Source organism: Thalassospira sp. MCCC 1A03138, assembly GCF_002115785.1.
Taxonomy (GTDB): Bacteria; Pseudomonadota; Alphaproteobacteria; order Rhodospirillales; family Thalassospiraceae; genus Thalassospira.
The window spans coordinates 381,177-403,821 of the sequence record NZ_JFJY01000001.1 but is presented as its reverse complement, the minus strand read 5'-3'; the positions used below and the strand labels follow the sequence as shown (position 1 = coordinate 403,821).

At 53.3% G+C, this 22,645-nt stretch carries 24 protein-coding genes; 16 read left to right on the top strand and 8 right to left on the bottom strand.

Going from position 1 to position 22,645, the window contains the following annotated elements; translation table 11 throughout:
* Positions 1–43: 43 nt before the first annotated feature.
* Positions 44–322 (bottom strand): carbon storage regulator CsrA, encoded by a 279-nt coding sequence (gene csrA / locus TH468_RS01940; protein ID WP_052268399.1) that lies wholly within the window; start codon positions 320–322, stop codon positions 44–46.
* Positions 323–604: 282 nt separating this feature from the next.
* On the opposite strand from csrA, the gene flgB reads away from it, so the two are divergent.
* The 6 genes from flgB (at position 605) to flhB (ending at position 4,199) form a co-directional block, all read left to right on the top strand.
* Positions 605–1,003, top strand: coding sequence for a flagellar basal body rod protein FlgB (gene flgB, locus TH468_RS01935; RefSeq protein WP_062961022.1), 399 nt, complete (start codon positions 605–607; stop codon positions 1,001–1,003).
* Between the two features lie 27 nt (positions 1,004–1,030).
* Positions 1,031–1,438, top strand: a complete 408-nt coding sequence (gene flgC / locus TH468_RS01930) for a flagellar basal body rod protein FlgC (protein WP_007090579.1) — start codon at positions 1,031–1,033, stop codon at positions 1,436–1,438.
* A gap of 47 nt (positions 1,439–1,485) precedes the next feature.
* Entirely contained in the window at positions 1,486–1,812 is a 327-nt protein-coding gene (fliE, locus tag TH468_RS01925; RefSeq protein WP_007090578.1) for a flagellar hook-basal body complex protein FliE, read from the top strand.
* A 165-nt stretch (positions 1,813–1,977) separates the two neighbouring features.
* Entirely contained in the window at positions 1,978–2,247 is a 270-nt protein-coding gene (gene fliQ / locus TH468_RS01920; protein ID WP_007090577.1) for a flagellar biosynthesis protein FliQ, read from the top strand.
* Positions 2,248–2,312: 65 nt separating this feature from the next.
* Entirely contained in the window at positions 2,313–3,077 is a 765-nt protein-coding gene (gene fliR, locus TH468_RS01915) for a flagellar biosynthetic protein FliR (protein ID WP_085641979.1), read from the top strand.
* A 48-nt stretch (positions 3,078–3,125) separates the two neighbouring features.
* A complete protein-coding gene (flhB, locus tag TH468_RS01910; protein WP_085641978.1) occupies positions 3,126–4,199 on the top strand; it encodes a flagellar biosynthesis protein FlhB in 1,074 nt (357 codons plus the stop codon).
* On the opposite strand, the gene TH468_RS01905 is transcribed toward flhB, so the two are convergent.
* Positions 4,200–4,769 (bottom strand): cysteine hydrolase family protein, encoded by a 570-nt coding sequence (locus tag TH468_RS01905; RefSeq protein WP_085641977.1) that lies wholly within the window; start codon positions 4,767–4,769, stop codon positions 4,200–4,202.
* Positions 4,770–5,059: 290 nt separating this feature from the next.
* Between TH468_RS01905 and TH468_RS01900 the strand changes: the two genes are divergently transcribed.
* Together TH468_RS01900 and TH468_RS01895 are read left to right on the top strand one after the other, a co-directional pair.
* The gene (locus tag TH468_RS01900; protein ID WP_168177056.1) at positions 5,060–7,078 is read left to right on the top strand and encodes a methyl-accepting chemotaxis protein; all 2,019 of its coding nucleotides are present in this window, start codon (positions 5,060–5,062) and stop codon (positions 7,076–7,078) included.
* 179 nt (positions 7,079–7,257) lie between these two features.
* Positions 7,258–9,891 carry a PAS domain-containing sensor histidine kinase gene (locus TH468_RS01895; RefSeq protein WP_085641975.1) on the top strand — a complete coding sequence of 878 codons (2,634 nt, stop codon included), beginning with the start codon at positions 7,258–7,260 and terminating at the stop codon, positions 9,889–9,891.
* 38 nt (positions 9,892–9,929) lie between these two features.
* Here TH468_RS01895 and TH468_RS01890 read toward each other — a convergent pair whose 3' ends face one another.
* On the bottom strand, positions 9,930–10,826 hold the full coding sequence (locus TH468_RS01890; protein ID WP_085641974.1) for a LysR family transcriptional regulator: 897 nt from the start codon (positions 10,824–10,826) through the stop codon (positions 9,930–9,932).
* A gap of 152 nt (positions 10,827–10,978) precedes the next feature.
* On the opposite strand from TH468_RS01890, the gene TH468_RS01885 reads away from it, so the two are divergent.
* The 6 genes from TH468_RS01885 to TH468_RS01860 all read left to right on the top strand — a co-directional run bounded on the left by TH468_RS01885 (position 10,979) and on the right by TH468_RS01860 (position 16,679).
* Positions 10,979–11,656, top strand: coding sequence for a hydrolase (locus TH468_RS01885; RefSeq protein WP_085641973.1), 678 nt, complete (start codon positions 10,979–10,981; stop codon positions 11,654–11,656).
* Between the two features lie 188 nt (positions 11,657–11,844).
* On the top strand, positions 11,845–13,707 hold the full coding sequence (locus TH468_RS01880) for an amidohydrolase (RefSeq protein ID WP_085642437.1): 1,863 nt from the start codon (positions 11,845–11,847) through the stop codon (positions 13,705–13,707).
* A 98-nt stretch (positions 13,708–13,805) separates the two neighbouring features.
* Complete coding sequence (locus TH468_RS01875) at positions 13,806–14,027, top strand: DUF1427 family protein (RefSeq protein ID WP_085642436.1); 222 nt, start codon at positions 13,806–13,808, stop codon at positions 14,025–14,027.
* Between the two features lie 4 nt (positions 14,028–14,031).
* Positions 14,032–14,196, top strand: a complete 165-nt coding sequence (locus TH468_RS01870; protein ID WP_062952861.1) for a DUF1427 family protein — start codon at positions 14,032–14,034, stop codon at positions 14,194–14,196.
* A gap of 12 nt (positions 14,197–14,208) precedes the next feature.
* Entirely contained in the window at positions 14,209–15,813 is a 1,605-nt protein-coding gene (locus tag TH468_RS01865) for an MFS transporter (protein WP_085641972.1), read from the top strand.
* A gap of 275 nt (positions 15,814–16,088) precedes the next feature.
* Positions 16,089–16,679, top strand: a complete 591-nt coding sequence (locus TH468_RS01860) for a hypothetical protein (RefSeq protein WP_139834608.1) — start codon at positions 16,089–16,091, stop codon at positions 16,677–16,679.
* A 22-nt stretch (positions 16,680–16,701) separates the two neighbouring features.
* Here the strand turns inward: TH468_RS01860 and TH468_RS01855 are convergent, their stop codons facing one another.
* The 3 genes from TH468_RS01855 to blaOXA all read right to left on the bottom strand — a co-directional run bounded on the left by TH468_RS01855 (position 16,702) and on the right by blaOXA (position 19,500).
* Complete coding sequence (locus TH468_RS01855; protein ID WP_085641970.1) at positions 16,702–17,739, bottom strand: sodium:calcium antiporter; 1,038 nt, start codon at positions 17,737–17,739, stop codon at positions 16,702–16,704.
* A 101-nt stretch (positions 17,740–17,840) separates the two neighbouring features.
* Complete coding sequence (locus TH468_RS01850; protein ID WP_085641969.1) at positions 17,841–18,614, bottom strand: PH domain-containing protein; 774 nt, start codon at positions 18,612–18,614, stop codon at positions 17,841–17,843.
* 79 nt (positions 18,615–18,693) lie between these two features.
* Positions 18,694–19,500 (bottom strand): class D beta-lactamase, encoded by an 807-nt coding sequence (gene blaOXA, locus TH468_RS01845; RefSeq protein WP_168177055.1) that lies wholly within the window; start codon positions 19,498–19,500, stop codon positions 18,694–18,696.
* Positions 19,501–19,707: 207 nt separating this feature from the next.
* Between blaOXA and TH468_RS01840 the strand changes: the two genes are divergently transcribed.
* Positions 19,708–20,607 (top strand): DMT family transporter, encoded by a 900-nt coding sequence (locus tag TH468_RS01840; protein ID WP_085642435.1) that lies wholly within the window; start codon positions 19,708–19,710, stop codon positions 20,605–20,607.
* On the opposite strand, the gene TH468_RS01835 is transcribed toward TH468_RS01840, so the two are convergent.
* Both TH468_RS01835 and TH468_RS01830 read right to left on the bottom strand, forming a co-directional pair.
* Complete coding sequence (locus tag TH468_RS01835; protein ID WP_085641967.1) at positions 20,593–21,123, bottom strand: hypothetical protein; 531 nt, start codon at positions 21,121–21,123, stop codon at positions 20,593–20,595. The two genes, TH468_RS01840 and TH468_RS01835, sit on opposite strands and share 15 nt — an antisense overlap.
* 9 nt (positions 21,124–21,132) lie before the next feature.
* On the bottom strand, positions 21,133–21,921 hold the full coding sequence (locus TH468_RS01830) for a DUF4198 domain-containing protein (protein ID WP_085641966.1): 789 nt from the start codon (positions 21,919–21,921) through the stop codon (positions 21,133–21,135).
* A gap of 97 nt (positions 21,922–22,018) precedes the next feature.
* Between TH468_RS01830 and nikR the strand changes: the two genes are divergently transcribed.
* Complete coding sequence (gene nikR, locus TH468_RS01825; protein ID WP_085641965.1) at positions 22,019–22,498, top strand: nickel-responsive transcriptional regulator NikR; 480 nt, start codon at positions 22,019–22,021, stop codon at positions 22,496–22,498.
* Positions 22,499–22,645: the final 147 nt, after the last annotated feature.

Sequence of the window (22,645 nt, the reverse complement as noted above, 5' to 3'; positions counted from 1 at the left end):
CTTGCTTCCCCGGCTCTTGCCGGTAGATCGCGCGACCGGAAAATCAGTCTTTACCGTCGTCTTTGTCAGCGTCAGGACTGTTTTTCATATTGTCGGCAACCGCATTGGCCACCTGGCCCAACTGATGCACAAGATCCGCACTTGCCGAAGCCGAGCGGTTTTCTTCCTGAATGCGATCATAAAGTTCGCGACGCAGGACCTGCACATTTTCGGGAAAGGTGAAGCCCAGCTTCACGGTTTTGCCGCGAACCTCAACGACGGTAACTTCGATGTTGTCGTCAATAACAACGGAGTCGCCAACTTTTCGCGTGAGATAGAGCATGAAATGTCCCGGTTTCGATAGATGGCGAAAGAAGTTCACCAGACGCGACACAATATGCCCGCTTTGTTCGCCGCGGTCCAGTGCCACCAATCACAGCTAAGCCTTACATTGTAATTTAACGATTTTCCGACATTTGGCACGGTATATGCACTGCAGGTTGCAGCATTGGGCCGGGCGGCAAAAAAACGCCTTTCTCATAATCTCGGTCTCGATCCGGGCCGTGCGTTAACTTCGGCTTTACCGGACCGCCCAATACTGGGGGCGCGATAACAGGAGCAGGCAATGGATATCGGCAAACTCAGCATGTTCGCCAATCTGAAAGAAAAGATGGACTGGCTGACGCAGCGTCAGGAAGTCATTGCACAGAACATTGCCAACTCCGATACACCGAACTATCGCCCCGACGACCTCAAAAATTTTGACCCGAAGACCATTGGGCGTGATCGCCAGTTCATTCTAGCTATGAAGGCTACTGAGCCGGGGCATAGCCAAGGGCTGCATAAACCTCAAAACTTCAAGGACGAAGAGGTACGCAAGAACTACGAAGTGGCACCCGGCAAAAATGCCGTAATCCTTGAAGAGCAGATGGTCAAGATGAACGAAAACCAGGTCGACTATCAGACCATGACGAAACTTTATGCCAAGCACAAAACAATGATGATTTCGGCTTTGGGGCGTTAATTGGCAGCGTTGAAGGAATAAGCGATCATGGAACTTTACAAAGCTTTTAAAATTTCCGCTGCCGGCATGCGTGCACAGGGTACCCGCCTTCGTATCGCGGCTGAAAACGTTGCCAACGCCGACAGTCTGCCGACTGCACAGGGGCAGGACCCGTACCGCCGCAAGCTGCTGACTTTCAAGAATGTCATGGATCGCGAAGTTGGCGTCGAACTGGTCAAGGTCAATAAAGTCATGACGGACAAGTCCGATTTTGGTATGAAATACGAACCAAGCCATCCGGCCGCCAACGATCAGGGCTATGTGCAGACCCCGAATGTTGAAACACTGGTCGAAATGATGGATTTGCGCGAAGCACAGAGAAGCTATGAAGCCAACCTCAATGTGATACAGTCTTCGCGTAGCATGTTGCTTAAGACCCTAGATATTCTGCAGTAGTTTACAAAATGTCTGGTCTGCAAACGCCGCTTTAAGGATACGAACCGATGGTTGCCAGTTTTAACGATGCCATTTCTGCCTACCGGAACGCTGCAAGCGGCAAAACCGCAAGTGTCGCCGAACGTGTTGGCGGTAACGGTCAGACGGTCAATCCGGGGGAAAGTTTTGCCGACATGGTCAAGGGGGCGGCAATTGATGCCCGCGCAACCATGATGAACAGCGAACAGATGACCCAGAAAGCAATCGTTGGCGATGCAGAACTGCATGAAGTGGTCACCGCTGTGTCGGCGGCCGAAGTCACGCTGCGTACCGTGGTCAGTGTCCGTGACAAGGCAGTCGAAGCTTATCAAAGCGTATTGAGCATGCCGATCTGACGGTGATTGAATTGTCGGATGGATGCCTGAGACAAGCCGCACGATTTTCGTGCGGTTTTTTGTTTTCGGGGCGACCAAATTGAAATTGCAGGAAATCATGGCCCATCACCGGCCTTATCCTGTATGAATGATGTAACGTGACGGAAGACGAGGCAGGAAGGCCCTATGGATCAAGCGGAAATCATGGACGTGGCCTATGATGCCGTATGGACGTTGATCAAGGTGACGACTCCGTTGATGCTCATCGCGTTGGGGGTCGGTCTGATCATTGCTCTTTTTCAGGCTTTAACCCAGATTCAAGAGATGACATTGACTTTCGTTCCCAAGATCTTGGTTATTTTTATCGCTTTGCTGGTTCTTCTGCCTTTTATGATGACCGAGCTGACGGAGTTTATGGGGCGAATGGTAGACCATTTTATTGGTTTGCCTAATTAGGAAGGCACTGTTCTCCTTGCAGAAGTTTTTTCGTCGTATGGCGATGTGGTGACGAAAGCTGTCGCATGAATCTCGACGATTTTTTGAGCTTGAATGTCTATGTGGTCCTGATGAGTTTCGCCAGGATTGGCTCGGCTTTCGCCCTTATGCCTGGAATCGGCTCCAGAATGGTTCCCGCGCGTGCCCGGCTTTTATTCGCTTTTTGGGTTTCAGTCCTGATCTCGCCTTTGTCTTCACCACTGATTCCAGAGCAGCCTGCGGATGCGTTGACGACATTCGTCTATCTAGTTCACGAAATCACGATCGGGCTGTTTTTTGCCCTGTTTGCTCAGGTTATGATGGCAAGCTTGCAGATAGCGGGCTCAATTATTGCCTATACATCATCTCTTGCGAGTGCTTTTACCAACGATCCGATTTCGGGAGCTCAAAGTGCGGTTACCGGCAATTTTGTTACTCAAATTGGCTTGGTTTTGCTGTTCGCAACAGGAATGGATCATTTGATGATCCAGGCAATCTTTGAGAGTTACTCTCTTTTCCCTCCCGGCGGAGTGTTGCCTGCCGGTGATATGAGTGAATTTTTTGCGCGTACAATTAACGAAAGTTTTTTGATCGCGATTAAGCTCTCTTCGCCGTTTCTTTTGGTTGCGATCGTATTTCAGGTCGCACTCGGACTGCTCAATAAATTAATGCCGCAATTGCCTGTGTTTTTCGTCGCTATGCCAGCACAAATTTTATTAGGGTTTTTGTTGCTTGCTCTGGCTTTGCCTACCATGATGATGGTGTTTCTTAACTATTATGAAAACGGATTGGAAAGTTTTGTAAATCCGTAATTCTTTGCCCCTGTTCAACAACAGGGTGGCTAAAGTCAAGGACCTGAGATGGCCGAAGACGACGACGACAGTCAAAAAACAGAAGACCCCACAAGTAAAAAGCTTGAAGACGCCCGAAAGAAAGGCCAAGTCCCCGTATCGAAGGAAGTGGGGAACTTCATGCTTCTATTTGGTGGCGGTCTCGTCATGCTGATGGTCGCTCCTAGTATGGCAGAAACAATTCGCGATATGGCGGTTGCCTATATTGCGCGCCCTCATCTGATGGATGTTAGCAACGCTGGAATACCCGCTTTATTCAGGCAAATTTTGACTGGCATGTTTTACATACTGGCGTTGCCGTTTCTGCTACTGGTTTGTTTCGCTGCTGCAGGGCATCTCTTGCAAAATGGCCTAGTTATTGCCGTAGACCGCATTGCACCAAAGCCTGAGAAACTCAATCCGTTAAAAGGTCTGAAAAACCTCTTCTCGATGAAGAGCATGGTCGAGTTCGCAAAAAATATACTCAAAATCGCCTTGGTCGGGGCGGTATTGGGATTTGTTATCTTTCCCGAGCTAATGGATATCGAACTCTACCCGCAGATCCCGATCGAATTACTTTTGCAACGGCTTTACGACATGATCGTCATTCTGATGATCGCGGCCATTTCACTGACAGCGGTGATTGCCGGGCTGGATTTTGCCTATCAGCGGTATGAATTCAATAAACAGATGAAGATGTCCAAGCAGGAGATCAAGGACGAATACAAACAGACTGAGGGCAGCCCGGAAATCAAGGCCAAGGTCCGCCAGATCAGGATGCAGCGCGCCCAGCAACGCATGATGCAGAACGTTCCGACCGCCGACGTCGTGATCACCAACCCGACCCACTATGCCGTGGCGCTTAAATACGACATCAATGCGATGGAAGCACCGATGTGTGTGGCCAAAGGTCAGGACAATATCGCGCTTAAAATCCGTGAAGTAGCCGAAGAAAACAACGTGACCATTATGGAAAACCCGCCAGTTGCGCGTGCCCTGTTTGCGACAGTGGAAGTCGATCAGGAAATCCCGCCGGAACATTACAAGGCGGTTGCCGAAATCATCTCATTCGTTTTCCGCCAGCGAGGCAAGAAGCTGGGTTGACTAGCTCGCAAATGAAATGTCGGACGATGGGATGGCTTTTACCCGAAACTTTCCGGCACCAAATCCGTTAAGAATCTGATTGTGGTGGGCAATGATCTGATCATAGGTCAATGCGCCCATATCAGACGTCATATGGCCATCTGAAACCAGCGTTACCTGATATCCCATTGACGTTGCCCTTCGCACCGTAGTGTCAACGCAGTATTGCGTCATGCACCCACCGATTATCAGGTGATCAATCCCGCGGGAACGCAGAAGCTGGTCAAGTTCGGTTGCGTGAAATGAGTCGCAGCTTTGCTTGTGAACGACAATGTCGGTATCAAGCGGGGCGACTGCGGGATGGATTTCCCAGCCTTTAGTGCCGATGGTTAACGGATCACCGCTGCCGACAGGTTCATCATGTTGAACAATGATCACCGGTATGTCGTGTGATCGTGCTGACTTCTGGATAGCACCAAGGCGTGCAGCGGCTTCGTCAAGCTTTGTTTCAAGGATGTCAAGGCGGTCTGAATCAACGGTTCCTTTGAGAATGGCATTTTGAACATCAATGATGACGACTGCAGTCGGCACGATTTCCCCCGTGTTAACGAACCTCCCCAAACGGGGATATCTGACAGTGGAATAGTTCCGTATCCTTTTCCCTGTTTCAAGACGATAAAATGAACAGGGGAGATACAGATTTTATCCCTGCTTCTGCCAACCTATTGGATTTTAGTCAAATTGTTCTAAATCAATTTCTCATACGAAATGATTTAGTATAGCCAAGTAATTCTACTGTATAGTACCTGGTGAAATACCTGGTCAAAAGTGGTGTATGCGCCGAACTGTTCGGTTGCTGTCAGAATCTGGAATTGATGAAAATGAATTTGCGTATAGCTGGGCAGATTGCCCTTTCGAATGCCGTCATTGTTGTGATGCTGGTTGCGGTTGCGATCGGTATTGCGGTCGTCAACTCTGATGCACGTCAGTCGACGCGGGAGGCGGTTGATATCGGGGTTGTCGCCAGCACCGACATTCCCCAATTGATCAAGGCTATCGAAGGTGCCCGGTATAACGTTATTCAGGTGCAGCAATGGCTGACCGACATATCGGCAACCCGTGCAATGGACGGACTGAATGACGGCTTTGACGAAGCTGAAGCTGCGGCTGTCGGATTGAAAGAAAATATTGCAGTTGCCCGCTCACTTGCGACAAAGCTTGATCGGACCGAAATCGTATCCGCCCTGAAAGAGGTCGAAGCCGCATTCCCATCTTACTACGAGACTGGCAAGAAAATGGCGCAGTCCTATGTCGATGGTGGGCCGGAAAGCGGTAACAAGATGATGGCAAACTTCGATGGTGCGGCCGCGGCAATGGCCGATGCGCTTGAGAAAACCGTTGGAGCGACTGAAAATTATAGCCAGTTGATCGAAGATCAGCTTGTCGACAAACTGCATGGACTGGACGAAAGTGTTCAAACCGTTTTCTGGCTGACCTCGATTGTGACCATATCGTCAATCGTCGTGTGTGGTCTGATCGCATGGATCATGCATCGCCGCATTGCTGTACCGGTATCGCGCAGCGTTGCCGTGTTGGGGGAACTGGCGGATGGGAAATTCGACATTGATATTCGCCAGTCTTCGCGCAAGGACGAAATCGGCGATCTGGTGCGGGTCATGCATGTGTTCCGCGAGACCGGCATGAGCGCGGAAAAAATGCGCGCGCAGCAGGAACAGGATCGCATTCAGGCCGAAAAGGATCGTCAGCAGGCGCTGATGATTATGGCTGAAAAGGTGGAAAACGAAACACGCCGTGTTGTTGAAACCATTTCTGGTCAGACGGCTGAACTTGCGAATGCGGCGGTTCGGATGTCCAGCTCTGCCGATTTGGTACAGGGCAATGCGGAAACAGTCGCCAGTGCGTCCGAACAGGCACTCGCGACTGTCGAAGCCGTTGCAGGAGCGGGAGATCAGCTGACTGCTTCACTAGGTGAAATTAATGGTCAGATCGTGCGTGCCGGGCGGGTCAGCGAACAGGCTGTCGATGCCAGCCGCATCACCGAAGAAACTATTTCCAAACTGGCCGAGAGCGTGCGGGGAATTGGTGAAGTCGTTGAACTGATTTCCGGTATTGCTGAACAGACAAATCTTCTGGCGTTGAACGCGACGATCGAGGCCGCACGCGCTGGCGATGCGGGTAAAGGGTTTGCCGTGGTTGCGCAGGAAGTCAAAAACCTTGCAACCCAAACCAGCCGTTCGACCGATGAAATTACCCGCCAGATTTCTGAAATCCAGTCGGTGACGGATTCCGCGGTTCATGCCGTCGCGACAATTGCCGACAAAATCCACGAAATGGACGAGGTATCGACCGCCATTGCCGCCGCTGTAGAAGAGCAAAGTGCTGCGACCCAGGAAATTGCGCGCAACGTGAATGAAACTGCCGCGGCTTCACGTGAAGTATCCGCGCGTATCAACGAAGTTTCCCAGGAAGCATCCGTAACTGGCAAAATGGCGAAGGATGTCGGAAGTCTGTCGGAGAAGGTTGCCAACGCGGTCAAGGACCTGCGTACGGTTCTGGTGGAAGTTGTTCGGACATCGACGACGGATGTTGATCGGCGCGTCTCCCAGCGCCATACAACCGCAATCAACGTCAAGCTGCATCACAATGGCAAGACGGCGGCAGCCCGGATCGAAAACATTTCCGAGGGTGGCGCACTGTTCACAGTTGATATGCCGGTAACCGTTGGTGGTCGTGTTGACCTTGACCTTCTTCCCGGGGGCGGCGCAGTTCGTGCTGTCGTTCGCAGTGTAAATGATGGCAAAGTCAGTGTGGAATTTGAACAGGGCAAACTTGATGTGGCTACGTTGCGGCGTTTGACGTCAATCAGGGTGGCTGCCTGATCAATCATGTGAAAGGGCTACTTACATAAGAATGATCTTGTGCGCGGGGCCCGGCGGGCCCCGCGGCATTTAATTAAGGGTCGAAAATACACCGGCAAAACTTGCCGGTAGCCAGTCAGCCCAATAGCAGCTAAAAGTATAGAGCAATATTGTAAGTTATTGGCGTTAAAGGCGGTCGCGTGCTGTTTCGGGGAATTATCCTTGCTGTAAGTGTCGCATTTGTCGCTTTTGTTTATGTCCTGTTACAGGTCATGGCAAAGGCTGGCCTTGATGCGCGTATCATGTGGATCATCGGGTCCATGGTAACTGGGGTGGCGATCGTCGCGGTGGCCGCCCTGTCCCTGTCTGCGCGCTGGCGATCATCGGCTGATCGTGATCTCGCCCCGCTGTTAAGTGGCCTGTCGCATTCCGATATCGGTGTTGCTCTGATTGATGCCTATGGCCGCACGCTTTATGCCAACCCCGCGTTTCCCCGCAAGCTTGGTATTGAACCGGGCGAAGACATGCTTGCCGCCCTTGAGGCTCGCTTAAGCTATCTTGATGTCGGCAGTTCCGAGTTGGCTGAATTGCGGACACGTGCAATGCGGGGGGAAGCGGGCGAGATTTATGTCGATTTTTCGCAAGCCAAAAAGCGTGAACAGCTTGCACTTGCTGCACCTTCCGACACCGAGGCAGGTGATGCCGAACGAAACAGTGATACCGCGACCGATGATGCATCGGCAGAAAACAACGTTGAAGAAGCCTATGATGCCGGGACCGCCTGCCTTCGGATTTCGGTAACGGCGGCCAATGCGCGCGCCGGTCAAATGCTCTGGACAGTTGACGGTATCGATCCATCTGCGATGCCGGAAGCAGGACGTTCGCTTGTCGTTGCTGAACAGTCTGCTGCCTTTGGCTCGTTTGTGATGGGTTCCGATGATGAGATGACCGTCGGCGGGGTGGCTTCGCGGATGGCAGATGGTGCCGGAAGCGAGCAGGCTGATCAGATGATTGAGCGCCTGCCTGTGGGGGTTTGCGGTCTTGATGAAGAAGGTCGTATTCTTTACCTGAACCGGCGTCTGGCAAACTGGTTGGGCGGTGAACCGCAAGATTTTGCCAGTGGTACGCTGGAACTGGCTGACCTTATTGTCGGCGATGGCATGAATGGCGAAGTCAAGCTTAAGGTCAAAGGTGGCGAGCCGATCAAATGCTTTGTCACTCATTCGATCAATGCGCCCGGCACCGGTCCGATTCGAAGCCAGGCCGTCGTATTCCCCGATCCGATGCCAGCCCATGAATGGGAACATGCCCTTGCCGAAACCGAACGTCGGGTGCGCTGGTTCTTTGATGACAGTCCGCTGTCGATTGTTCTGGCTGATATGTCGGGCACGGTTACCGACGCCAACCGTGCCTTTATCGAAACGGCGGGTCAACGGCATGAACGGGTGATTGGTCGTTCCATTCTTGAACTGATCCTGCCGGAAGACCGCGACGAGGTCGCGCGCTATCTGTCCAAGGCCGTCATGGGTATGGGGAAGGGGGGGCAGATCGAGGCCCGTTTGCAGGGTTCACGCGGCGTGGCCGCACAGATTTACCTGCAACGTGTTGCAGGGCGGTCGGGTGAAGCCGGTGCACTTCTGCTGAACTTCCTTGATACGACCGAACAGAAGAACCTTGAGGAACAATTTGCCCAGTCGCAGAAAATGCAGGCTGTCGGGCAGCTTGCCGGCGGGGTGGCGCATGATTTCAATAACCTGCTGACCGCGATGATCGGTTTCTGCGATCTGCTTCTGTCGCGCCATGGGCCGGGTGACCCAAGCTTCGCCGATATCATGCAGATCAAACAGAATGCCAATCGTGCGGCCAATCTTGTCCGGCAGCTTCTGGCGTTTTCTCGACGTCAGACATTGCAGCCCAAAATCATCAATATCACCGATGCGCTGGCGGAAATGTCGAACCTGCTGCGTCGTCTGATCGGTGAAAAGATCGATCTGAAGGTCAGCCATGGTCGTGATATCGGTTTGGTGAAAGTTGATCCGGGGCAGCTTGATCAGGTGATCATCAATTTGGTGGTCAATGCGCGTGATGCGATGGCGGCCAATGGTGGTACCCTGACGGTTCAGACCGGCACCGAGATTGTGGATGAGGCACGCAACACCGGCACCGAACTGATCCCGCCGGGGGATTATATCCGGATCGAGGTTTCCGATACAGGTATCGGCATTCCCAAGGATAACCTGACGCGTATTTTCGAACCCTTCTTCTCGACCAAGCAGCGGGGCGAGGGCACAGGCCTTGGTCTGTCGACCGTATACGGGATCGTCAAACAGACCGGTGGTTTTGTTGCGGTTCAGTCCGAGCCCGGTGTCGGAACGACCTTTACGATCTATCTTCCGCATTACGAGGCGACCGAAGAAGAACTAGCCGAAACCCGTGCGGTGGCGGAAGAAGCCCCGTCACGCGATTTGACTGGCACCGGTGCGATTCTTTTGGTCGAAGACGAGGATGCGGTTCGGACATTCGGCGCGCGTGCGCTTCGCGGCAAGGGCTACGACGTGCTTGAAGCCAACAATGGCGATAATGCGCTTGAGGTTCTGGCCAAAACCGACAAGACCATTGATCTGGTTATTTCCGATGTGGTGATGCCAGGTATTGATGGCCCGACCCTGATCCGCATGTTGCGCGAAAAACGCCCGGATTTACGCGTGATCTTTATTTCGGGCTATGCCGAAGATACCTATCGTGATGAACTTGACGAAGAAAACGGCGTGCATTTCCTGCCCAAGCCCTTCTCGCTCAAGGACCTTGCGACCAAGGTCAAGGAAGTCCTGTAATCGATACTCCGTTGGCTTGTTTACACAGTCTTTTGGTCTCAGAAGTGAACAGCTGAGTATTCCTCGGCGACCATATCGGTGAACAGGCGTACTTTTGATGACAGATGCCGGGTCGGCGGATAGATGACCTGCAGGCAAAGCTCCGGCAGTTCGTAATCCTCAAGCAGCTTTACCAATCTTTTGTATTTGAAAGCGTCGCGAAGGGCATATTCCGGAAGCACGGATATGCCCAGGCCGTTTTCGACCCAGACCATCAATGCTTCCATATTGTTGGTCTTCATCGCAGATTCTGCTTTGATTTCGACCTGGCCATTGGCTGTCTGATAGACCCAGTTCCGCATGCGATTGCGGTTTGCGTAGACAATCAGCTTGTGATTGCGCAGATCGGCCGGGGTTTGTGGCATTCCGTATTTCCGAACATACATCGGCGCCGCACAGGTGACATATTTCAGCGTCGCAATGCGGTGATCAACCAGATTGGTTTCTTCATCCGGGCGGGCGATTCGCACGATCAGGTCATAGCCTTCCGATACCGGGTCGACCAGTCGGGTTTCCAAATCCATTGAAACCGTCATATCCGGATAGACCTTTACAAAATTCGCCACGGTTTGGGCGAAGTTGATGCCCTGAAAAGGTAGGGGTGCGCTAATGCGCAAATGTCCTGACGGTGTCGAAGACGTTGTCGTAACGGCAAGGTCAATCTCGTCAAGATCATCAAGCACCTGCCGGGCACGTTCATAATAAACCTGCCCCGTACTGGTGGTCGCAACGCTTCGCGTCGATCGCTGAAGAAGCTGTGTATTCAACCTTTCTTCAAGACCCATGACCAATCGGCTTACCGTAGACCGGGGCAGGCGTGATGCCCGTGCCGCTGCGGTAAAGCCGGAATTCTCAACCACTGCGACAAAAGCGCGTAGTTCAGCAAAACGATCCATCGTTAATTTGTCTCAAATTTGGGATAATTTGTCTCAAAATGACATAATTGTTCCATTTTTGAAAGATGTCATTATCTCCTCATCACCCGAGCACAGATGAAAATGGGTGGGGATCAACAGACAAGACTTACGTCATTCACAGGAGAATTATCATGTCGCAGCTCGAACTTCTTACACCGAAAAATTCGCAGATCATCTTCATCGATCATCAGCCGCAAATGGCATTCGGTGTTCAGTCCATCGACCGACAGGTCCTGAAAAACAATACCGTTGGCCTTGCAAAGGCTGCCAAGATTTTCAACATCCCGACCACGATCACGACCGTCGAAACCGAAAGCTTCTCGGGGCATACCTATCCGGAACTTCTGGCAGTATTTCCTGAAAATCCGCTTCTTGAACGGACCTCGATGAATTCCTGGGACGATCAGAAAGTACGCGATGCACTGGCTGCAAACGGCCGCAAAAAAGTGATCGTTTCCGGCCTGTGGACAGAAGTCTGCAACAACTCGTTCGCTTTCTCGGCGATGCTTGAAGGCGGTTACGAAATCTACATGGTCGCCGATGCATCCGGCGGTACGTCGGTTGATGCGCACAAATACGCGATGGATCGCATGGTTCAGGCCGGTGTCGTGCCGGTCACCTGGCAGCAGGTCCTGCTGGAATGGCAGCGCGATTGGGCACATCGTGAAACCTACAACGATGTAATGGCACTCGTGAAAGAACATTCCGGCGCATATGGCATGGGCGTCGATTATGCCTACACCATGGTTCACAAGGCACCGGAACGTATCGAACACGGTCCGCGCCTCGTACCGCAGGCTGCTTCCTGATGTGAGGGCACGACGGAAAGGGGATCTCCGTCGTGCCTTTTCTTTTTGGCAGCGGGCCGGTCAATCGCTTGTCTCAGGCTGCCTTTTTTGCAGGGATCAAATCAATGAAACGCCGGACTTTCGTGAAAGGTGTTGCCGCCACGGCCGCCTTGTCGACTTTGCCGATTAAAGGGATCAGGAGCCAGCAAATGAAAGACACCGCCGACACCATCATTTACAACGCCAAGGTCACGACACTCGACCCAAAGACTCCGGAAGCAGAAGCCATCGCGATTGCCGATGGCAAGGTTCTTGCGGTCGGTGACGAAGCCGGGATACGCAAACTGGCCGATCGTAAAACCAAAATGATCAACGGCGCCGGACGCCGGATTATTCCGGGGCTGAATGACAGCCATACCCACCTTATTCGCGGCGGTCTTAACTTCAACATGGAATTGCGCTGGGAAAACGTGCCGTCGGTTGCCGATGCGCTACGCATGCTTAAAACGCAGGCGGCTGTCACGCCAGCCCCGCAATGGGTGCGTGTTGTTGGCGGCTGGTCGGAATTCCAGTTTGCCGAACGCCGGATGCCAACCCTTGATGAAATCAATGCTGCCGCACCTGATACGCCGGTTTTCATTCTGCATCTTTATGGGCGCGCTCTTTTGAATCGGGCTGCGATCAAGGTTCTTGGTTTTGATAAGAACACGCCAAACCCGCCCGGTGGCGTGATTGAAAAGGATGCCAAGGGCAATCCGACCGGACTCCTGGTCGCCAAGCCATCCGCGCTGATCCTTTACTCCACGCTGGCCAAGGGACCGAAGCTGCCGATCGACGATCAGATTAATTCCACCCGTCACTATATGCGTGAAATGAACCGGCTTGGCATCACCAGCGTCATTGATGCGGGCGGCGGCGGGCAGAATTATCCCGAAGACTACGATGTCATTCGCCGTCTGCATGATGACGGGCAGATGACTGTCCGCATCGCCTATAACCTGTTTGCGCAAAACGCCGGGAACGAGCTTAGCGATTATGAGCGCTGGGTCGGAATGACCGAACCTGGTGCTGGCGATGATATGTTGCGGATGAACGGCGCCGGTGAAAACCTTGCATGGTCGGCAGCAGATTTTGAAAACTTCCTTGAACCGCGCCCCGATCTGGCACCGGTCATGGAAAGCGAACTCGAACCTATCGTCGAATTGCTGGCCGAACGCGAATGGCCGTTCCGCATTCATGCGACCTATGACGAAACCATCGACCGTTTCCTTGGTGTGTTCGAACGGGTGAATGGTAAACAGTCGTTCAAGACGCGGTTTATCATTGATCATGCCGAGACCGTTTCCGAACGCAATATCGAACGGATCAAGGCACTGGGCGGCGGGATCGCGATCCAGCATCGCATGGCATTCCAGGGCGAATATTTTGTCGACCGTTACGGCAGGGATGCCGCCATGGCGACCCCACCTGTTTCCAAAATGCTGGAATATGGTCTTCCGGTCGGGGCGGGAACGGATGCGACCCGCGTTGCATCCTATGACCCGTGGGTCGGTCTTTACTGGCTTACTACCGGCAAGACGGTTGGCGGTATGTCGCTTTACGACAATGACAACGTTCTTGATCGTGAAACTGCGCTCATGCTGTGGACAAAAGGGTCGGCATGGTTCTCGGGCGAGGCGGATGTCAAAGGCACGCTGGCACCTGGACAATATGCCGATCTGGCCATCCTTTCTGCTGACTATCTAAGCGTCCCGCCCGAAGAAATCCGTCGGATCAACTCGGTCATGACCATGGTTGGCGGAAAAGTGGTTTACGGCGAAGGAGGGTATCAGTCCCTGTCGCCGGAAATCCCGCCAGCATCTCCTTCCTGGAGTCCGGTTTTGCATCAACAAAGCCCCGGACAGCGCCCGGAATCCCATGCTCATCACGCGGAGCGCGCATGCCATGACGCATGTAATCATGGTTGCGGTGTCCACGGACATGATCACGGGATTGCCTGGAATAATCCTGTGCCGGTTGCGGATGCGAAATCGTTCTGGGGCGCGCTGGGTTGCTCCTGCTTTGCAATCTAGTGCCGTTATGGGCCGGGCGGGCCACTTTACCCGCCCGGTTCACTGAAAGACAAACAGGCAGGGCTTCGATGGCCGGATGCCGCAACGGATTGAAAATCATGAAAATCGTATTTGGACTTTTGCTGGCGATCCTGATTGGCATCGGTTGCCGGGTGATCGATATCCCGGTTCCTGCCCCGCCTGCCATGATAGGTGCGCTTCTGGTACTTGCCATGACGATTGGCTATCTGGCAGTGGATCGCTGGTTCCCGCATCGTCGCTGTGACAATCGTAAAAATTGCGCTGGTCCGATTGGACACGTGCCCAAGGCTGGAGAGTAGGGCCATGTGGCAACTTCTGACCGGGATTGGACTGGGACTTGCGATTGGTGGAGGATGTCGCTGGCTTGATTTGCCTTTGCCGGCGCCTCCGAAAATTGTCGGTGCACTTTTGGTGGTAGCGATGACGGCGGGGTTTGTGATTACCGATCACATCCTGACCGTGCAATAGGGGAAGCTTAAGATGAATACGCAAAAATCAGAAAACACCCCCGGAACCGCAGCGGGCCCGTGGTCGCCTTTCCGCCATCGTGCTTTTGCCTTCCTCTGGATCGCAACCGTTGTTTCAAATATCGGAACATGGATGCATGACGTTGGTGCGGGTTGGTTGATGACGGAACTTTCACCATCCCCCTTCGTCGTCGCACTGGTACAGGCTGCAACCACCTTGCCGGTGTTTCTGTTCGCGATATTTGCCGGTGCTCTGGCGGATCTGATGAATCGTCGCAAGTTGCTGCTTGCGGTCAATCTCGTGATGGCTGGATTGGCGGCGGCTTTGTCATCACTTGTTTATCTGCAACTGGTAACGCCGTCGATCCTGATTGCCTTTACCTTCATGATGGGAACCTGCGCGGCACTTATGGCACCTGCCTGGCAGGCAATTGTCCCGTCGCTGGTTGATAAATCGCGTTTGGCACCTGCTATCGCGCTGAATTCGATGGGGATCAATGTCAGTCGTGCAATCGGTCCGGCATTGGCCGGCTTCCTGATTGTGTCTGTCGGGCTGGTAGCACCTTTTGCACTTAACGCGATCAGCTTTGTCGGCATTCTGGTTGTGTTGTTCTTCTGGAAACCGGCAAAGCCCGAACAGATTATGCCGCGTGAAAAGGTTTTCGGGGCGATGCGCGCGGGGCTTGGTTATGTATTTAACAGCCCGCCGGTCATTGCGACGCTGGTACGCGCGGTGGCGTTCTTTGTCTTTGCAAGTGCCTATTGGGCGATTCTGCCGCTGATTGCGCGTGAAGTGTTGTCAGGCGGCCCGCAGCTTTATGGCATCCTGCTTGCCAGTGTCGGTGCCGGAGCGGTTATCGGGGCCGTTGTTTTACCCCGGATCAAGGCGCGTCTGGGGGCGGATAAAACCGTCATGGCAGGAACGATTGGCACCGCGTCGGTTCTTGTTGCCTTTGCCCTGATCCAGCAGCCGGTGGTTGCGGTGATCGCATCCTTTATTGCCGGGGCATCGTGGATTGCCGTTCTGTCATCCTTCAATGTTTCCGCACAGACGGCATTGCCCGATTGGGTCCGTGCACGTGGCTTATCCGTCTTTCTGACGCTGTTTTTCGGTGCGATGTCGGGTGGCAGTATCCTTTGGGGTTGGGTTGCAGATCAGTTTTCGATTGAAACGACGCTGTTATGTGCGGCGGCCGGGGCGATTGTTCTGATGTTTGCCACCATGCGGTTTGCCCTTAATCAGGGGGCGGACCTTGATCTTGCACCGTCGATGCATTGGCCCGAACCGATAATCGGTGAGGATGTCGAACATGATCGCGGCCCTGTCATGATCCGGATTTCCTATCGCATTGCCGATACGGACCGCGAGACTTTTGGTGATCTGATGAAAGCCATGCGCAAGGCGCGCCAGCGTCATGGTGCCTATCATTGGAACCTGTATCAGGACAGCAGGCAGGCTGATTTGTTTACCGAGGTCTGGTCTGAAGGTTCATGGATAGAACATCTGCGCCATCACAAACGGGTAACCGGCACTGATCGCGTCCTTCAGGAACAGGCCAACAAACTGCATCAGGGAGAAGACAAGCCGCTGGTCGAACATCTGATCGCCGCACGTTGAAACCAATGCGATTTGTGCTTGTTTTCGAAATCTTGAATTCCCCCATGTTCTGAATTTAAAGTAAGTATCATGATAACAGGCCGGGCCCTTATTGTTGGGGGCCCGGTCTGTTTGATTTGGACGCCGTTGGCGTCTCGGGGTGCTTTGGGAAAGTGGTGATGACGTTTTGCGGAAAGTTCAGGTCAGGTGCATCCGGCCTGACCATTTTGGTTTTGATTTCGATCCTGAGCCATTCGACATTAGCCGGCGCCACTGAAAGGTGCTTGATTATTGCCATGCCCGAAGTCCGGATGACCGGGGATGGCATCGAGCCATATCGTTCGGCCATGCAACAGGGAGGGCTATGCGTCAAACCGGTGCGCATGCCCCTTGCACGGGTGGCTCAGGCTTTGTCTCATGGTGAAATCGACGGTGTTTTTGCCGAGCTTGAGGGATTTCAGCAAAATGTTGACCGGCCGATCCTAAGGGGAAATATACGTGTTGGTTTGGTGGACGGAATGCTGGTTGTACCGTCAGGAAAGATATCGGGAATTGACGATTTAACGGATGAAACCGTTGGTGTTTGGCTGGGGGCGAAGTGGTCTAACGCACTTTTGGCTGATTATCCCAATGTCGTGCATGTTCCGCGCGGTCCCGAAATGATGCAGAAGATGCTGCGATACGGGCGATTGGATGCCATTCTGCTTGATAACTACTCGTTGTCGGTCACCGGTGGCGTTCCTGACGGATTTCAAGCTGTTCCTGTTGCGAGCCTTTCGGTTTACAGCTGGCTGGCTGCGGATCATGCCGATTTGCTTCCGGTCTTTGATAAAGGCACGGAACTGTTTTTACAGACGATCGTCAAGTGGCGCGAAAAGGGAAAATAACCTGCGGACGTTATCCGTTGGCCTATCCCGAAAGATAAAATATCGACATGCCGTAAAGGCACAGGATTGAAACGCTTTCCCAGCCGATATTGGCAAGTCCCCTGCGTTCGCGGTTGAGCATCCCCAACAGAAGGATGCCTGTCATCAGGATGACAAGGGCGATGGTAAACAGGTGCTGCGGACTGAATGCGGCGTAAATCGATCCATCGCGATAGGCGAAGTCCGATGCGGCTAGAAACAGAACATCAAACGCATTGCCACCGATAATATCCCCAACTGCCAGATTGACCGCTCCCATGCGGACAGCCGCAATTGCCGAAACAAGTTCGGGCAGCGATGTCGCAATCGCGGTCAGGAAGGTGCCAACTGCCGTCTCGCTAATGCCGGTTTTATCGACGATGGCCAGTCCGCTTTCACCAATAGTGTAACCGGCGATGGCTGTTATCGCGGCAAAGGCCAGAAACTCTGCCCACAGACGAAGCGTGCTTTCGGGATGGTAATCTGCGTCATCTTCCTTGGCATCCTCGTCGGTCAGGTCGGTTTTGCGCGGTAGCCACATCGGTTGATGGCGGATTTCGGCAAGCAATGACAGGCCAAAGCCATACAGAATGAACAACAGGATGGATACCGGATGGATATGCAATATTGTCCAGTCTGGACCAGCATAGGCCAGAAGCGGCAGGGCAAGCATGCTGACCAGCAGGGTCGCCTGCGCCAAGCCGGTTGCGCTGGCCGCGGCATGTTCCAGATTACCCTTACGATATAGAAAATCGGTGATTGCCAGAAATGTTGTCTGGGCAGCAATGCCACCCAGCGCATTACCGATGGCAAGATCGCTGTGTCCTTGCCACGCCGTCGTTACCGAAAGCACACTTCCGGGCAGGCTGGTCGACATGCCGACAAAAACAGCACCGGCTATGATTTGTCCCATGCCGGTTCGTTCGGCGAGCTTGAGGGCAATCGTTGCCAACCGAGTTCCAGCGAAGCCGATCACCACTGCACAGATTGAAAACAGTCCGATAACGGACCAAAGTGGAAGGTTTGCAATTGCAGGCAGCATCAAAACGTCTTTTGTTCGGATCTGGCCGCATTTGCATCGGGGCGGCTTTACCTGAACTTTAAGACGCGTCGGGTGCTGTCATGTTCCATGATTGTGTGAAGTTAAAACACTTCGCCTTCCGGGCGTGTCAGCGGTTTGTTTTCTGAGTGTTCTATCGCTTCTTCGCGGGCGCGATGCGTGATGTCAATCGGCTCGCCCTGACGGTTATCGGGGCGAACGCGTCCAAAGAAATCGGAAAGTTCCTTGGCAACGGTTTCCGGTGCCGTGACTTGACGCAGTGTAAAGCTGTGCCCCAGCCGGTCGGTAACATGAAGATCGCCATAATCAAAGATATTGCCGATTACGCTTTTGCTGATCTGGGTGCTTTTGATCGACTCAAATCCGCGGTCATCCTGATCCTTGCGCAACACACCGCTTCGCGTGACGATGCGGTTGTTGGTGATAACGCGTTCAAAGAAAAACAGATCGCGAATGGCGGTCAGGGGCAAAAGGATGCTGTCGCGCGCCGCGCGCGTTGAAACGCCAAGGGCCCGTTTCAACAGCTTCCAGACAATCGAGATCAACGCGATGATCACACCAAACAAGGCAATTGAAAAGACGAATTCATATTCTTCCCAGACCCGGTCAAGTGCGGCAAAGGCTTCGGGCCCAGTCAGAAGTGCGCGGGCCTGTGGCATCAGAAAATCGTAAATTGCGCGCCAGTGGTAGGATGCATAAATCAGCACCGCAATCCAGATGATCTTGATGAGACCGGGGACAAGGATCGAAACCGGCGAAATCGGCAAATCCATGATGACCACCTCGCCGTCATGTAGATGGCGGCGAATGCCCTTGAACGGTTTGCTTTCCACAGTGGTGTCGTTTTTCCGGCTCATGCAGTCTGTCCTGTTTTATGCAATCGGTCCAACATAGGCCGCGATCCGAAGTTGGCAAGATACAGAAGGGTTTACCCGGTCAAAAGGCACTGTCTGCTGCAAAATATTCGGCCATGAAAGCATCGCGCGCAGCAAAACCGGGCGATTTTGCCGGGCGCGTGCTGTCATGGGTCAATCTGGCAAAGGCGACAGTCTGGTCGCCGCGTGTTGCCCAACCCACGAACCAGCCCCACGGTTGCCCCTTGATCGGGCGGCCATCGGCATTTTGCGACAGGCCTGCGCCGGTTTTACCAAATACGTGCCAGCCATTTGCCTGAACTCCCATGTCAAACAGCCCCATTGCCATTTCGCGGGCCTGTTTGCCGATGGGCAACTCGCCCCGGATCATTTTTGAAACGAATTCGATCTGTTCGGCAGGTGAGATTTGCAAGGACGAGCTTAGCCATGATCGCATCAGGCCGTTCTGTTTTGCAACGTCCCCTGATACATCGGCATTCCCGTAATCAAAGGACGTGACATAGTCACGAAACTTTGCCTCTCCCAGCCTGATATTGATCTGCTGCGAATACCAGACCACGGATTGTTCGATCCAGTATTGCGGATCCGTATCCTCGCGCCACGCGGCGCGCCAGTCTGGATAGCCTTCCTCGAACGACCATACGGGATGATGGGCATCGGTCAGGATGCCACTATCAAATCCCATCAGGCTGATGGCGATCTTGAAGGTCGAGGCTGCCGTTGCGCGGGTTTTACATTCGCCTTCCTCAACAATGGTCTTGCCGGTTTTGGTGTCCGAAATCAGGGTACAAACCGTTGTGGTTTCCGCCGTGGCATTGAAGGGGGTGAATATGACGCCAAGAAGAAAAATCAGGCCGTTACGCTTCAAAACGCGATCCTTGTGGATGGGTAAAGTTCGAAGGGTAGGGACGAATGCTGAAGGTTCATTTAATCGTTTAACCCATGTTGTCCTGGCCTTTATCTACGGGCGGAAATTCAGATTGCCAAAATGCAGCAAAGCGGGTTTATGTTCCCGGTCAGGTTGCGCCACAATCTGGCAGCCAAAAAAACAACAACGTCCAAGCAAGAGCCCCGCATGATCCCGTTCTTCGGTGAAGCAGCCGCCTTTACTGCAGCGATGGCCTGGGCGACGTCGAGCATGATTTTTTCCAACATTGGCGGCAAGGTCGGCGCGCAGACGGTCAATCGCGGGCGTCTGGCCTGCTCGATTACCTGTCTGACGGTGTTGCACTGGCTATTGGAAGGCCAGCCTTGGCCGAACGCAGTGACGTGGGAGCAGCTTGGCTGGTTGTCTCTGTCGTCGGTTCTTGGCCTTGTGATTGGCGATGCCATGCTGTTTCAGGCCTTTGTGACGCTGGGGGCCCGGTTGTCGATGCTGATGATGTCGACCGTGCCGATCATGGGAGCGGTGTTGGGCTGGTTTCTGTTTGACGAAGTCCTCAGCCCTCAGGAAATGTCGGGTATTGCGCTTGGCATTGGTGGCATTCTTTTGGTCATCATGATGAAAAAGGGGCGTCCTGTCGGGTTGGAAGGACGCAATTACCTGGTTGGTATCTTGTTTGGACTTGGCGGTGCCATTGGTCAGGTCGCGAATCTGGTGACGGCGAAATATGCATTGATCAGCGGTTATTCTGCGCTGTCGGCCACATGGATCAGAACCTTTGTCGCGGTTGTGATCATGTGGGGAATTGCGGTTGCCATGGGGCGTGCCCGACGCACGATCGTGGCGTGCAGTGCGCCGGATGTCGGGCGTTGGCTGTTTCTTGGTGCCTTTATCGGTCCTGCTTTGGGGGTATGGCTTTCGATGGTGGCGGTTCAGAATGCCAATGTTGGCATTGCCTCGACCCTGATGGCGTTGCCGCCGGTTCTGCTGATTGTTTACGAAGGCCTGATTTTGCGCCGCCCGGTCGGCCCGCAGGCCATCATCGGGACCTGCATGGCCTTTGGCGGGGTTGCCCTTTTATTCCTGCATTGATCGTTGTTTTTGCCGCTGCCTGAACCAGATCGGGATGAATGCCAGATTGGCAATCAGGCTGATCCCGAACAGGATTGCTGCCCATAGCGGAAGGTCAAGCAAGGCACCTGTGCCGCGAAGGCCCGGCGTTGCCTGTTCGGGTGTTGGTGATGCGTCTATTGTGTTTGGCGTGTCTGTCATATCTGACGAATGGGTCAGGGTGACCTGATGCCCCATGCCGTCCGACACCAGGATTTTCCAATCCGAACCGGTTTGCCCGTCACGTGGCTGGGGTGGCGTTGCAAGGGCAAAACGACCTGCACGATCCGTCCGGCCCTTTTGCCAAACCTTGCCATCCGGACCGGTTATCGTGACTTCGGCAAACATCATTGCTGTGCCGTCGGTATATCCGAACTGATAGACGGTGGCGGACTGGCTTTGGTCGATTTGCCATCCGGCACCGTGGGCAAACGCAGGCAAGGGCCCCGCCAGCAGCAGGGCCAAAGCCAGAATTCTGGGGCGAATAAATGCCATCATGACGGAATGTTATTGCGCAATGTCAAAGGTCATCGTGGCACGCAGATTGTGCACGCCCACACCTTCCTCGACATCGGGAAGATCAGCGGCAACACGAACCACCCATAGACCCGGCGCACTGATGCGGATTTTGGCAATGCCGCTGCCGCGATCGTCGCTCATGGTTTCGGTATAATAGGCATAGGAAGACGGTGTTTCGGTAAATCCGGCATAGGTTGCCAGAACGCTGGTCGAATAGGGCTGCCCGTTCAGCCGGACCTGAACATCGATATCATCGCCGATGCCTGTCGCGCGCGGATCGCTTAGGGGCACGATCTCAAGCTTGTGGCCGAGTGGTGTTGAAACAAACGCTGCATTTCCGTCACCGCCGGTCAGGTTTTTGGAAAACTTTTCAAAGCGCGAGGATGCAACGGCATCCGGGTTCACATCCGACCCGCCTTCTTTCCAGCCATCGGGTGTCTGTGACCAGATCACCGGAAGGCGATGTCCGACAAGCCATGCCGGTTCGTCGGAAAGGGTGAAGGTGCCAGTCAGATTGGGGGCATCCGCATTTTCGCTAACATCAAGATCGGTGGTGGCCGAGGGAGTGATTAATTGTGCGGCTACATGCTTTGGGGCTTCGGCTTCTTCGGCGGAGCCGAAAACATGGGTCGAATCGAGGGTGAATACAGCAGTGTTTTTGTCATTTGCGGGGTCGGTTGTGCTGCTGGCGATGAATTCGTGAGCCGTTGCACCATAACCAATCAGGCACCCCAGCGCGGCAATTGCAAGCGGGGTTGTGAACTTTGATTGAAACATCTGCTATCCTTTGGGAGATTAGGGAAGTTGAAAGGCTGTATGAACTTTTCAAAAATGTTCATACGAGTCAAGCTGATGATTCTGAAAGGGAATTCGTATGACCCGCGTGACCGTATCAATCGAAGACGATTTGATGGAGGCGTTCGATGCTTTCCTTGAGCATCGCGGCTACACCAACCGGTCAGAAGGTTTTCGTGACCTGATCCGGGAAAAGCTCCAGAATACCAAGCTCGACGAAGACACCGGCGGCGTTGGCATAGCGGTTCTGAATTATGTCTATGATCATGAAGAACGCATGCTGGCATCACGCCTGATGAGTGCGCAGCACGAACATCATGATCTGACCGTTTCGACCGTGCATTTCCATATTGATCACGATACATGCCTTGAAAGCGTGACCTTGCGCGGCAAGCTTTCCGATATTCGCAAATTCGCCGATCAGGTTCTGGCACAGCCGGGTGTCCGTCATGGGCAGCTTTATTCCGTTCCGGGGGAATTGCATGTCGAAGCCCACCATCATGGCAATGACGAACATGGTCATGCCCATCGTCATGAGCATCTGAAAATCACGACCTGAAGCGGTTTTGCCTGAATTCTTTCACGGGGCCTAGCATGGGCCCGAGGATAATTTGTTTTATATGGGTTCGAATTCCTCATGGGGTGAGATGAGAACAAACTTGCAACATCCATTTTTTTATGCAAATGTTCACATTATGTTCTCAAT